Annotated in this window: 11 protein-coding genes; 7 read left to right on the top strand and 4 right to left on the bottom strand. The window is 73.6% G+C overall.

The annotated features are described in order from the left end of the window. Nucleotides 1-217: 217 nt before the first annotated feature. Nucleotides 218-1222 (top strand): helix-turn-helix transcriptional regulator, encoded by a 1005-nt coding sequence (locus OHS59_RS31860; protein WP_328496796.1) that lies wholly within the window; start codon nt 218-220, stop codon nt 1220-1222. 6 nt (nt 1223-1228) lie between these two features. On the opposite strand, the gene OHS59_RS31855 is transcribed toward OHS59_RS31860, so the two are convergent. Then, entirely contained in the window at nt 1229-2206 is a 978-nt protein-coding gene (locus tag OHS59_RS31855) for an SDR family oxidoreductase (protein WP_328496795.1), read from the bottom strand. A gap of 122 nt (nt 2207-2328) precedes the next feature. Here OHS59_RS31855 and OHS59_RS31850 point away from each other — a divergent pair, with 122 nt between their 5' ends. Then, a complete protein-coding gene (locus OHS59_RS31850; RefSeq protein ID WP_328499438.1) occupies nt 2329-2847 on the top strand; it encodes a DUF4240 domain-containing protein in 519 nt (172 codons plus the stop codon). Nucleotides 2848-3225: 378 nt separating this feature from the next. Here the strand turns inward: OHS59_RS31850 and OHS59_RS31845 are convergent, their stop codons facing one another. Continuing rightward, entirely contained in the window at nt 3226-4044 is an 819-nt protein-coding gene (locus OHS59_RS31845) for a peptidoglycan recognition protein family protein (protein ID WP_328496794.1), read from the bottom strand. Nucleotides 4045-4232: 188 nt separating this feature from the next. On the opposite strand from OHS59_RS31845, the gene OHS59_RS31840 reads away from it, so the two are divergent. Continuing rightward, nucleotides 4233-5417, top strand: a complete 1185-nt coding sequence (locus OHS59_RS31840; protein ID WP_328496793.1) for a MarP family serine protease — start codon at nt 4233-4235, stop codon at nt 5415-5417. 219 nt (nt 5418-5636) lie between these two features. Beyond that, nucleotides 5637-6296, top strand: a complete 660-nt coding sequence (locus OHS59_RS31835) for a TetR family transcriptional regulator (RefSeq protein WP_328496792.1) — start codon at nt 5637-5639, stop codon at nt 6294-6296. 36 nt (nt 6297-6332) lie between these two features. Here the strand turns inward: OHS59_RS31835 and OHS59_RS31830 are convergent, their stop codons facing one another. Then, nucleotides 6333-6821 carry a GNAT family N-acetyltransferase gene (locus tag OHS59_RS31830; RefSeq protein ID WP_328496791.1) on the bottom strand — a complete coding sequence of 163 codons (489 nt, stop codon included), beginning with the start codon at nt 6819-6821 and terminating at the stop codon, nt 6333-6335. A 93-nt stretch (nt 6822-6914) separates the two neighbouring features. Here OHS59_RS31830 and OHS59_RS31825 point away from each other — a divergent pair, with 93 nt between their 5' ends. Next, on the top strand, nt 6915-7814 hold the full coding sequence (locus OHS59_RS31825) for a TIGR01777 family oxidoreductase (RefSeq protein WP_328496790.1): 900 nt from the start codon (nt 6915-6917) through the stop codon (nt 7812-7814). A gap of 216 nt (nt 7815-8030) precedes the next feature. Beyond that, a complete protein-coding gene (locus OHS59_RS31820; RefSeq protein ID WP_328496789.1) occupies nt 8031-9401 on the top strand; it encodes an NAD(P)/FAD-dependent oxidoreductase in 1371 nt (456 codons plus the stop codon). Between the two features lie 386 nt (nt 9402-9787). On the opposite strand, the gene OHS59_RS31815 is transcribed toward OHS59_RS31820, so the two are convergent. After that, on the bottom strand, nt 9788-11269 hold the full coding sequence (locus OHS59_RS31815) for a regulator (RefSeq protein ID WP_328496788.1): 1482 nt from the start codon (nt 11267-11269) through the stop codon (nt 9788-9790). A gap of 286 nt (nt 11270-11555) precedes the next feature. Between OHS59_RS31815 and lipB the strand changes: the two genes are divergently transcribed. Next, complete coding sequence (gene lipB / locus OHS59_RS31810; protein ID WP_328496787.1) at nt 11556-12353, top strand: lipoyl(octanoyl) transferase LipB; 798 nt, start codon at nt 11556-11558, stop codon at nt 12351-12353. The last annotated feature ends 267 nt before the right edge of the window (nt 12354-12620 follow it).

The raw sequence follows: 12620 nt of genomic DNA, 5'->3' as shown, positions 1-12620 counted from the left end.
TCCCGCGGCCGGTATGCAGCCTGCGGGAGGGTGGGGGTTGCAGGTCGTAGGGTGCGGGTCGCCTGTGGTTGCTTGCGCCGCACCCGCCCACCCGCCCCGGCCCCGGCCGATCCAGGGGCGCGGGGAACTGCGCGAACGGTCACAGCAACGGCGCAGTCGCATCACGCACCCCCACCCCGCCTGCCAGACCGGCGGAGCCACCGGCATCATGGTGCGCATGCGCGCTGCCCGGCTCATCAAGATGGTGCTGCTCCTGCAGTCCCGGCCCTCCATGACCGCCGGTGAGCTGGCGCGCGAGCTGGAGGTGTCCGAGCGGACGATCACGCGGGACGCGCAAGCGCTGTCCGAGGCGGGCGTCCCGGTGTACGCGGACCGGGGCCGTACCGGCGGTTACCGGCTGGTCGGCGGCTACCGTACGCGTCTGACGGGACTCGCCCGCAGCGAGGCCGAGGCACTGTTCCTCTCCGGCGTGCCGGGCGCACTGCGCGAGATGGGCCTGGAGGACGCCTCCTCCGCCGCCCGTCTGAAGGTGTCCGCCGCCCTGCTGCCCTCCCTCAAGGACGCCTCCCGCACCGCGGCCCAGCGCTTCCACCTGGACGCCCCCGCGTGGTTCGCCGAGCCGAGGACCCCCGAGCTGCTGCCCGTGATCGCGGAGGCGGTCTGGGACGACCGCCGGATCACCGCGCGCTACCGGCGTGACGAGGCCGAGGTGAAGCGCGAACTGCAGCCGTACGGGCTCGTCCTCAAGGCGGGCGTCTGGTACGTGTGCGCCCGGGTGACCGGACCTGAACCGGAGCAGGGGCCGGGGCCGGGGCCCTTCCGGGTCTACCGCGTCGACCGGTTCACCTCGGCCGAGGCGGGCAGTGAGCGATTCGAGCGCGACGAGACCTTCGACCTGCCCGGCTTCTGGGCGGACCAGGCCGAGCGGTTCGCCCGCTCGATCCTGCGGGCCACGATCGTGGTGCGCCTCACCGAGGCGGGCGCGCGGCGGCTTGAACACACCGTCGACCCGCTCTCGGCCCAGGAGGCCCTGTCCGAGGCGGGCCCGCCCGACGCCGAGGGCCGGGTGACGCTCACGCTGCCGGTCGAGTCGTACGACGTCGCGTACTCGCAGTTCCTCTCCCTCGGCCCGGAGGCGGAGGTACTGGAGCCGGCCGAACTAAGGAAACGTTTCTCCGAGGCGGCGGCCCGGATCGCGGCGTACTACCGCGACCCGGGCTGACGGGGGCTAGCGGTAGCCCGTCACGTCCGCCGGCTTGCCCTGCGACTCCACCTCCAGCAGATAGCGCCACGCGTCGGGGGCCGAGCCGTCGACGTCCGTGAAGCCGTACTCCTGGGCGAGGCCGCCGCTGGACAGCGACCGCCCGTTCCAGCGGGCCACGTCCGGGTCGGCGGCGAGGGCGACCAGGGCCCGGCCGACGTACGTGGGCGTCTCGGAGATCGCGAAGTGCGGGACGTGCTCGCAGGCGTCCCGCCAGTTCTCCTCGGTGACCTTGAAGGCGGTGTCGAGCATCGCCTCGGAGCGCAGCCAGCCGGGGGTGACGCAGACCGCCGTACAGCCGTACTCCTTGAGTTCCTCCCCGAGTCCGTATGCCATCCGGATCGGGGCAGTCTTGGCGAGGTCGTAGAACAGCGGCTTGCGGTAGCGCCGGTTGTACTCCTCGGTGCCGTCGGTGACCTCGACGAACAGTCCGCCGGGGTTGCGGACGAGGAGCGGCAGCGCGCAGTGGCTGGTCACGAGGTGCGACTCGATGCCGAGCCGCATGATCCGCAGCCCCTTGCCGAGATCCATCTCCCACATGTCGGGCTGCTTCTCCGCCGTGAAGTCGAGGTGGACGTCCCCGCCCCAGATGTCGTTCACGAGGATGTCGAGGCGGCCCTGCTCCCGGTCGATGCGCGCCACGAGCGCGCGCACCTGCTCCGGTTCGAGGTGGTCCGTGGGTACGGCGATCCCGCGGCCCGCGACACCGGCGGCGCCCGCGGCCTCGTCGACCAGTTCGGCCGTCCCCTCGATCGTCTCGGTGGTCCGGCCGACCTCACTGACGTGCCCGCGGGTCGTGCGTCCCGTCACGTACACCGTGGCTCCCGCGCGTCCCAGCTCGACAGCCATGGCCCGGCCGGCACCGCGCGTGGCACCCGCGACCAGGGCGATCCTCCCGTCGAGCGGCCCCGCGTTCCTCTGTCCTGCCTGCTCTGCTCTCTCCATGGACCGAGCATCCCGCCGAATGCCGACACCTGCTGTCGGATTTTCCGGCGGCATGTGCGCGCATAACGATCCGCCTGTCCCCGGGTGCGCGGGCCGGGTCCAGGCCCGATGCTTGTCCCGTGATGGACGAGACGGAGTTCTGGGAGCTGGTGGACGCGAGCCGCGAGGCCGCCGAGGGCGACCCCGAGGAGCAGGCCGACCTGCTCGTCGAGCGGCTGCTCCGGCTGGACCCCGAGATGGTCCTCGACTTCGCCCGCCACTTCGAGGCCCGCTACAACCGCGCCTACACCTGGGATCTGTGGGGCGCCGCCTGGATCCTGCTCGACGGGGCCAGCGACGACGCCTTCGACTTCTTCCGCTGCTGGCTGATCGGCCAGGGCCGGGAGACGTACGAGGGCGCCGTGCACGATCCGGACAAACTGGCCGACCTCCTGCGGGACTTCGACGACGAGGTCGACGGGGACGCCGAGGAGCTGGGTTACGCGGCGGACGAGGCGTACGAGCAGCTCACCGGTGCGGTCGCGCCCGACCTGGGCATCCCGGCGGCGCCTCCCGAGCCGCTGGGCACCCCGCTCGACCTGGAGAACCGCTCACTCCTGGAGGAGCGGCTGCCGCGGCTCTGGGACCGGTTCGCGGACTGACACCGGCGAGGTGCCGGCCGGCTGCGAGCCGGCCCTCGGGACGCTGTGCGGGGGCGCCGCGTTGGCCCGGTCGAGTGCGGACGCCGTGGCGGCGGAGGGTCCCACCACGACGGCGGCCACCCCACAGGCGACGGTCCAGGGGCTGCGCCCGGCCCGCGCCCACCGGGACGTACGCCGGTGCCGCTGCTCGTGCTGCTCGTACGCGTGCGACTGCTCATGGTCCCCGCCTCCGGTCAGCGCGTGCCCCGACACCGGAAGCCGCGGCTCGGGACGGTCCGTGCCCCCGCTGTGCCACACCTGTGAGCCACGACGGACGCGCGTACGACCGACAACACCCGGCGGCCCCCTGCACGGCACGGCACGCGCTCGGCGAAACGCTCAACGACGGCCCTGCAGCCGGGCCGCCTGCTGCCTGATCCCGGGCAGCCGGGCCATGAGCGCGGCACCCGGGCACGCGGTCCAGTACCCATCGGTATGACCGGAGACGGCCGTGAAAGTGCCCCGGCTGCCCGCCGGATACTTGCTCAGGCTGTTGGTGGACACCAGCCGCACGGGCGCGCGCGGGTCGATCCCCTTGAGCCCCAGTTTCCAGGCGGCGACGGCGGCGATGGCGTCGGTCATCGCCCTGGGCACCGGCACGCCCGCGGTGAACGTACCGAGTGCGGCGATGCCCGTCGTACCGACGTTGAAGCCCTGGGTGTGGGCGCCGACGACGGCCCGCTCGGGGCCGCCCGCCCGGCCCTCGTAGATGGTGCCGCAGCGGTCGACGAGGAAGTTGTAGCCGATGTCGTCCCAGTGCCGGACCCCGGCCTGCCCCGTGTAGAGGTACTGGATGATGCGGGGCGCGTCCGCGCAGTCGTAGCCGTTGGGCGAGTCGGTGTGGTGCACGAACACGGCGGACACCCGGTCGGCGTACCGGATGGGCGGCTGGGTGGAGGCGGCGTCGCCCAGCCAGCGTTCCCTCGGCACCATGGGGGGCTTCGGGGCCCGGTGCCCGACCGAGGCCCGGGCCGCGACGGCGCGCTCGGCGTCGCCCGGCGTCCGGTCGACGCCCACGGCGCAGAGCACCAGCGCGGCGACGGCGGCGAGGCCGGGGACGCAGGCCAGCACGACGCGCGCGGGGCGGGCCGTGCGGGTCCGCAGGACGCGCGGCAGGCGGGGTATGCGGGCCGTGAGCGGGCTCCGGTGGGCGCACATGCGACCCACTCTCCGGGACACCGGGGAGGTCCGCGATGTGTGGTGTGCCACCCGGTGGAACCAACGCCCCGGTCCGGGACGTTTCTACAGGTCCACGCACGTGTGCCGGCCGGCCGGTTCCACCTGCGCGTACCTGATCACTGGGCCTGCCCGGCGCGTACTAAGGGGCCCAAGAGAAAGGGAGCTCCGTGGACCTGCTCGACATCCTGCTGTTGCTGGTCATTCTCGGCTACGCGGCGTCCGGCTACCGGCGCGGACTGGTCGCGGGCTGTGTCTCGCTGGCCGGCTTCGTGGGCGGTGCCGTCATCGGCGTGTGGGTGCTGCCCTGGGTGATGGACCTGGTGGAGCCCGGAACCACGGCCGCGACGGTCACGGCGGTGCTCACGGTGCTGCTGCCCGCCGCGCTGGGCCACGAGCTGGCGGGGCGGCTGGCGCTGAAGCTGCGCCGCGAGCTGGACCGGGGTTCCCTGCGTGTGGTCGACGGCGTGGGCGGTGCCGCGGCCAACACGGTCTCCGTGCTGCTCGTGGCGTGGGTGGCCGCGAGTGTCCTCGGTTCGTCCGCCTCGCCCGTCGTGACCTCGTCGATCCGGGACTCCGCGCTGCTCGGCGCGGTGCAGGACACGATGCCGGAGACGACACCGGCCTGGTTCTCCCGGGCCACCGCGGCGCTCACGGAGGCCGGTTTCCCGCAGGTCTTCAACCCCTTCGAGAACGAGCCGACGGCCGAGGTCGCCAAGCCGTCCGGGGACAGCGTCACCGCGGCCGCCACCCGGGCCGCGCAGCGCTCCACGGTGAAGGTCGAGGGCGCCGTCGGCACCCAGGGCCGCGAGGGCAGCGGCTTCGTGTTCGCCTCGGAGCACGTGATGACCAACGCGCATGTGGTGGCGGGCATCGACGACCCGACCGTGCGGGTGGGCGGCACGGGCCGGGCGTACGAGGCGAAGGTCGTCCTCTTCGACCCGCAGAAGGACGTGGCCGTGCTCGACGTGCCGGGGCTGAAGGCCCCCGTGCTGTCCTTCGACAAGAGTGCGGCCCGCGGTGACGCGGCCGTGGTCGCGGGCTATCCGCAGGACGGCGGCCTCGACCTCCAGGCGGCCACGGTGGCGAACACGATCAACGCCCAGGGCAAGAACATCTACGGCTCCGCCGTGGTCACCCGCGAGATCTACTCGATCCGCTCCACGGTCCGCCCCGGCAACTCGGGCGGTCCGCTGCTGACCACCGACGGCAAGGTCTTCGGTGTCGTCTTCGCCCGCTCGACCAGCGACGCCGAGACGGGTTACGTACTGACCGCCGACGAGGTCGCGGACGACGCCGCACGGGCGGCGAAGTCCTCGACGCCGGTGGACACGGGCGACCTCGTGACGTCGTGACGTCGTGAGCGACCTGGTGCCGTCTCGCGCGTCGGTGCGCCCCGGAGGAGGCGCGGGGAACTGCGCGGCCGGCCCCCACCGGACGCGCACCCGCACGATCCCGCCACCACCCGGCCGAGCGGCCCTGCCGACCCGTCACACCGGTCGGCCGGGCCGTCACGCCGCCCAGGCGGACCAGCCGGACCAGGCCCCCGCCCCCTGCGACGTACGCTTTCTCGCGTGAGCACCGAGCCGTCCGCAGCGACCAGGACCCCGTCGCTGACCGAGCGCCGTAAGGCGGCAACCCAGTTCGACATCGCCCGGGCCGCCGCCGAGCTCTTCACCGAGCGCGGCCCCGACGGCACCACGGCCGAGGAGATCGCCGTACGCGCCGGCGTCGCCCTGCGCACCTTCTACCGCTACTTCCGCAACAAGCAGGACGCCGTCGGCCCGCTGCTCGCGATCGGCGGCGACCACTGGCGCGAGCGGCTGGCGAGGGCCGAGCCGGGCACCGCGCTCCGCCGGGCGCTGGAGTCGGCCGTCACCGAGTCACTGACCGTCCCCCACGAGGCCAAGGCCGAGGGCCTGCGCTGGACGCGGGGGCTGCTGCGGGCCGCCGCCGAGGACCCGGCGCTGCGCGCGGTCTGGTACCGGGTGAACCAGGAGTCCGAGGACAAACTCGTCCCGGTCGTCGCACGGCTGGCAGGCCCGGACGCCGACCCGCTGGAGATCCGTCTCGCCGCCGCGGCCGCCACGGACGCGATCCGGGTCGCCCTGGAGACCTGGGCGGAGTCGGACGCCGGCCTCGAAGGCCCCGGCTCCCCCGCCGAACTCGCGGTGCGCTGCCTGCGCGAACTGACCGGCGGAATGCGGCTGCTGACGGAGCCCCAGGCCCCCTGACCCGGCCGACGGGCCGCCGGGCCCGGCGCCGACCGCTCAGATCCTGCGTCCCATGAGTACGTCGTCCACGTACTCGCCGCCCAGCCGGAACTCGCCCGGCTGGATCCCCTCGACCACGAAGCCCTCCGACTCGTACAGCCTGCGGGCGGGGGTGTTGTGGCCGAGGACGCGCAGGGTGATCCGGCGCGCGCCCTGGCGGCGGGCCTCCGCGACGACGGCGCGGATCAGCGCCCGGCCGACACCGTTGCCGCGGGCCTCGTCGGCGACGGCGAGGCCCTGGATCTGCCGGACGTGCGCGTTGGAGGCGAGCGGGGTGGGGAATCCGAGCCGTACGTAGCCGACGACCCGCCCGCCCAGTTCGGCGATCAGGTGGTCGCGGGGCCCGAAGCGGTCGTTGAAGAACGGCTCGTACGGCGGCTGTTCCCGGGGTCTGACCGCGTGCAGGTAGGACCAGACAGCGCGGTCGAGACGGCCCAGCGCCTCTTCGTCGTCGGGCACTGCGGTGCGTATGTGCGGCTCGGGCATGCACGTCACTGTAGAGCCGGGGCACCGGGCGACCCGCTCGACCGCGGCCCCCTCCACGCGGTGTTCCCGGGGAGACTGACGCAGGATGGGGTCATGGAAGCTTCGCGAATCGCCGTGGCCGGCGCGTCCGGCCTCATCGGCAAGGCCCTGGTGCGCTCACTGACCGCGGACGGGCACGAGGTGGTGCGGCTGGTGCGCCGTACGCCCCGGGCGGCCGACGAGATCGAGTGGGACCCCGAACGCAGCCACGTGGACGCGGTGGGGCTCTCCGGCTGCGACGCCGTGGTGAACCTCGCGGGCGCCGGTATCGCCGACCACCGCTGGACGGACACGTACAAGCGGACGATCCGCGACAGCCGGGTCCTGGGCACCGCCACGCTCGCGGAGGCCGTCGCCTCCCTCGACCGGCCGCCGCGGGTCTTCCTGAACGGCAGCGCGATGGGTTTCTACGGGGACACCGGCGAGCGTGCCGTGGACGAGAGCGCCCCGCCGGGGGACGGGTTCCTGCCCTCGGTGTGCGTGGAGTGGGAGGAAGCGGCGGCGCCCGCGCAGGAGGCGGGCGTACGGACCGTCCTCGCCCGCACCGGACTGGTGGTGGCCGCGAAGGGCGGCGCCTGGGGACGGCTCTTCCCGCTGTTCAAGGCGGGGCTCGGCGGGAGGATGGGCGACGGCCGGCAGTACTGGAGCTACATCGCGCTGCACGACCACGTGGCCGCGCTGCGGTATCTGCTCGACTCCGAGTGGCTGTCCGGACCCTTCAACCTGACGGCTCCGGAGCCGCTCACCAACGGCGAGATCACGGCCGCCATGGGGCGCGTCCTGCACCGGCCCACGCTGTTCGCGGTGCCCGCGCCCGTGCTGAAGGCCGTGCTCGGGGAGATGGCCTCGGAGGTGCTGGGCAGCCAACGCGTGCTTCCCACCCGGCTGTTGGAGTCGGGCTTCACCTTCGCGTTCCCCGGCATCGAGGAGACCGTCCGGGCGGCCCAGGCGTAACCGTCCCGTCCGCTCCCCCACGAGGCGGGCGGACGGACCGGGCACGCTTCCGGTACCGCGGTCCCGACCACATGCGACCTGCGTGCGACCGTGCCCTGCTCATGCGCGAGTTCCCCCGGTCGGCCGCGGCCCTACGCTCGTTCCGAACTCGGGTGCTCCGGATGCCCGTTGGGGGCGGGACGCCCCCAAGCGCCGCGCGACCTCTAGGAGGGGCACGTGCTTGAGCCCGCTTGCCAGGCGGACGTCGTCATCGTGGGGGCGGGGGTCGCGGGACTCTCGGCCGCCCATCGGCTGAACAGCGCAGGTGTGTCGACCGTCGTCCTGGAGGCCGCCCCTCACGTCGGCGGCCGTATGACGACCGAGAAGGTCGACGGTTTCCGTCTCGACCGCGTCGGACGGCTCCTCTCCACGGCGTACCCCGAACTGCGGCTGACGCCGGGCCTGGACGCCCTCGTCCTGCGTCCGTTCGCCGCCGGCGTCCTCGTCCACGCCGAGGGGCGTGTGCACCGTGCGGGTGAGCCCGCGAGCGCCGGGGGCGCAAGGGGCGCACTCGACGCGGCACGCGCCTTCGTGAGCCCCCCTCGGAGGCATCGGCAGACATCCCCGGCCGCCGCCCCGCCCCTGTCACGGGCCTACCCCCCGCTCGGGGGCGTCCTCGACCAGGCCCGGCTGGCCGCGGCCCTCGGCCGGATCGCGACGGTTCCCGTGGAGCGGCTGCTGGCCCGGCCGGAGCGGCCCGCCGGACGGGCGCTCGCGGCGCGCGGCATGCCCGCCCGTACCGTCGAGGGCTTTCTGCGCCCGCTCCTGGCGGCGCTGCTCTGCGATCCGGATCTGACGACGTCCAGCCGGTGCGCCGACCTGGCGCTCCGGGCCTTCGCCGCCGGGCGGCTGTGCCTCCCCGAGGGCGGCGCCGACGCCCTGCCGGAGCTGCTCGCGGGAACCCTGCAACCGGGGACGGTCCGCACCGGGGTGCGGGTCACCTCCGTCTCGACCACGTCCGTGACGACGGACCGGCACGGTGAACTCCGGTGCCGTGCGGTGCTGGTGGCGACCGGCGCCCGCGCCGCCGCCGATCTGCTGCCCGGTCTGCGGGTACCGCCGTGCCACCCGGTGACGGTGGTGCACCACACGGCGGACGAGCCGCCCCTGACGGACGCGGCGCTGCTCCTGGACGCGGACCGCCGGGGCCCGGTGACCCATACCGCGGTCGTCAGCCAGGTCGATCCGTCCCGGGCTCCCGCGGGCCGCGCCCTGATCTCCTCGACGGTCCTGGGGGCGCCGCCCGCGGACACGGACCGGACGGTGCGCGCGCATCTGGCGGCCCTCTACGGCACCGCCACGCACCGCTGGGAGCTGCTGGCCGTGCACCACACGCCCGACGCCGTCCCGGCGATGCTGCCGCCGTACGACCTCCGCCGGCCGGTCCGTCTGCTGGCGGGCCTGTACGTCTGCGGCGACCACCGCGACACCAGTACGGTCCAGGGCGCCCTGCACTCGGGGCACCGTGCGGCGCGGGCCCTTCTGACGGACCTGGGCCTGCCCTCGACCGCGACGGTTGCGCGGCTGCGGGCCTCCACGGCCGCGTAGCCCCTTTCCGGGGGAGGGTCGTGTTTCGGCTGCGGGCCGGTGGGGGCCGGTCGCGCGGTTCGCCGCGCCCCTGAGGGGGTGTGCGGCGCCCCCGTAAGCCGGGGTGGAGGTCCCGACGCGGGGCAGGACCTCCACCCCCTTTGCGCCGTTCCCCGCGCCCCTCAAAGCCCTGCGCCGTTCCCCGCGCCCCTCAAAGCCCTGCGCCGTTCCCCGCGCCCCTCAAAATCTTGCGCCGTTCCGCGCGCCCCTCAAACCACCCCCAAAAGCCTTGCGCCGTTCCTCGCGCCCCTGGAGAAGTGGGGCGCGGGGGACGGTTTTCAGGGGCGCGGGGAACTGCGCGAACGGCCGCGGCGGCGCCGCAGCCGATACGCGACCTTCCCGGCGGCTCAGCCGAGAGCCGCGACCTTGTCGCGATACCCCCGCACAGGCGCAGCATCCCGATACGGCTCCAACCGCCGCTCGAAGTCCCGCACATACTCCAGCGCCCGAACCGACCGCATCTCCGAAGCCTGCGTAGCCGCCTCGGCCCCCAGCTGGCACGCCTGGTCGAGCTCACCGAGACCCAGCCGCGCCGAGGCGAGCACCACCCGGCAGAAGAGCCGGCTGCGCGCGTACCCGGGCGCACGCAACTGCAGCGAGCGCTCGGCATGCTGCGCCGCCGCCCGGTACTGCTGTAGATCCCGGTGGCAGTGCCCGAACTCGTCCGCGAGCTGCGCCTCGTCGAAGAAGCGCGCCCAGTACGGGACTTCGTCCCCGGGCCGGGCGATTTCCAGAGCCCGCTCGGCCCGCACCAGCGAGGCCGTGGCCGCCCGTACCTCGCCGAGCACTCCGTGCCCGCGTGCCTCGACCGCGTACAGCAGCGCCTGGACGACGGGCGGCGCGGAGGAGCCCACGCCCTGCTGGGCGACCCGGGCGAGCTGGACCGCCTCCCGGCCGTGTCCGAGATAGACGGCCTGCCTGCTCATCGTCACGAGCACGTAGGAGCCGTACGCCCGGTCCGCCGCCGCCTGCGAGAGCCGCAGCGCCTGCACGAAGTACCGCTGCGCGAGCCCGTGCGCGGCGATGTCGTACGAGGTCCAGCCCGCGAGCCGGGTCAGATCGGACGCCGCGGCGAACAGCCGGCGCCCGGTCTGCTCGCCGTAGGTGCCGCGGAGCATCGGCTCCAGTTCGTGCTCCAGGTACCGCACGAGGGCCTGGCGTGCGTGCCCTCCGCCGTACGCGTTGTCGAGCGTGCGGAAGAGCTCGCCGACGGAGCGAAGGGCCGCGATGTCACCCGCGGTCACCCGCTGCCCGGGCCCGCGCTCCGTGCCCACGCGCTGCCGGGACGGGGGCCTGCCCTGTTCCGGCATGACCGGGGGCTTGACGGAAACCGGTCGGCCGCCCTGTACGGGGATGCGCGCGGCACCGGGGTCGCCGCGGCTCACCCGGTCGTCGGCCCGGCCGATCAGCCAGTCCCGGCTGGGCACGACGAGCCCCGCCGGGGTGAACGCGATCTTGCGCAGTTCGGCATGACTTCCCGAGTCCTTGCGCCACAGCCCGCCGACGATGTCGACGGCCTCCTCCGGGGTGGCGGCGAACTCCAGCCCCGCGTAGACGGGTGCGCAGGCGTCGAGTCCGAGGTCCTGTGCGCTGAGCCGGCGGCCGAGGCGGCGGGTGAACACCTCGGCGATCAGGGCCGGCGTGGTGCCCCGGGGCTGCTGCCCACGCAGCCAGCGGGTCACTGATGTCTTGTCGTATCTCAGATCGAGACCGTGTTCGAGGCCGAGCTGATCCACTCGACGGGCGAGCCCCGCGTTGGAGAATCCCGCTTCTGCGATAAGTGCGGCGAGCTGACGGTTGGGGGTGCGCTGCGCGGGTCGTTCCGACATCTGCGGTGCGAACTCCTGCCTTCCGGGCTGGGGCGGGGGGCCTGCGCGGGCAGGCGCGGGCGAGGTCGGCCGCCGTGCCTTTGAGCAGCCCTTATCACCCTCGTGAACGGCGCGAATGTAGCGGTCTGTAGCCAACCGATCGCACACTTCGACGCGCATTCATCCGATCGTGTGAGGATTGCCCTCAGAGCTGACGCGCGCCGGTCGGACGTACAGTGGCGTGGGGCGTTACGAGCCTTACCTGGCCGTGTCGAGCCTCATAACTCTTGCAAGGGAGGCGCTTGCCGTGAGTGAGCTGCGGTTCGTCCGCATGGGTTTCGGTGCGGACGCCGTCGAGTACCAGGAGGCCTGGGACGAGCAGCGCCGTGTGCACACGGCCCGCTTCCAGGACGAGATCCCCGACACCTGTCTGCTCCTGGAGCACCTTCCGGTCTACACGGCCGGCCGGCGTACGGCGGACAGTGAGCGGCCGCTCGACGGCACGCCCGTCGTCGACGTGGACCGGGGCGGGAAGATCACCTGGCACGGCCCTGGGCAGCTGGTCGGCTACCCGATCCAGAAGCTCCCGCGTCCGGTGGACGTCGTCGCCCATCTCCGGCGCCTTGAGGACGCGATGATCCGCGTCTGCGCGGAGTTCGGCGTCGAGACCAGCCGGGTGGAGGGGCGGGCCGGTGTCTGGGTCCTCGGCGATCCGGTGGACGAGCGGCCGGTGCTCGGCGGGCTCTCCCTCGACTTCGATCCCCGGCTGGCCGACGAGGAGTTCGACCCGCGGCTGAACGGGCCCGAGTACGCGCCCTCCAACGCCGGGCAGCGGCGTGAGGACCGCAAGATCTGCGCCATGGGGATCCGGGTGGCCAAGGGGGTCACCATGCATGGCTTCGCCCTGAACGTGAACCCCGACACGTCCAGCTTCGACAAGATCATTCCTTGCGGGATCCGGGATGCGGGGGTCACGTCGCTCGCGTACGAGCTGGGGCGCGACCTTGCCATCGCGGAAGTTCTGCCCGTGGCCGAGCGGCACCTGGCGGATGTCCTGGGGAACGCGGAGCTGTTGCCTCGGGCCGTCGAGGGGGCGGGGGTGTAGGGCCTTCTTTCGCCCCCGCCGCCCCTACCCGTCCCGTCACCGACTCGGGGGCCAGCCCCCGAACCCCCGGTCCTCAAACGCCGGACCGGCGGACGTCTTTCAGCCCGTCCGGCGTTTGAGGACAACGGGGGCGAGGGGGCGCAGCCCCCATGCGGGACGGGAACGGGTAGGGGCGGCGGGGGCGAAAGAAGGCCCCGGGAATGCACCCCCGTTCCCGAAGGTTGCCCACCTCGGGGGCCGAGAAGCACACGGGCGTACCCTGGTGTA

It is taken from the genome of Streptomyces sp. NBC_00414 (genome assembly GCF_036038375.1).
Taxonomy (GTDB): domain Bacteria; phylum Actinomycetota; class Actinomycetes; order Streptomycetales; family Streptomycetaceae; genus Streptomyces.
This window is presented reverse-complemented; position numbering and strand designations above follow the sequence as displayed.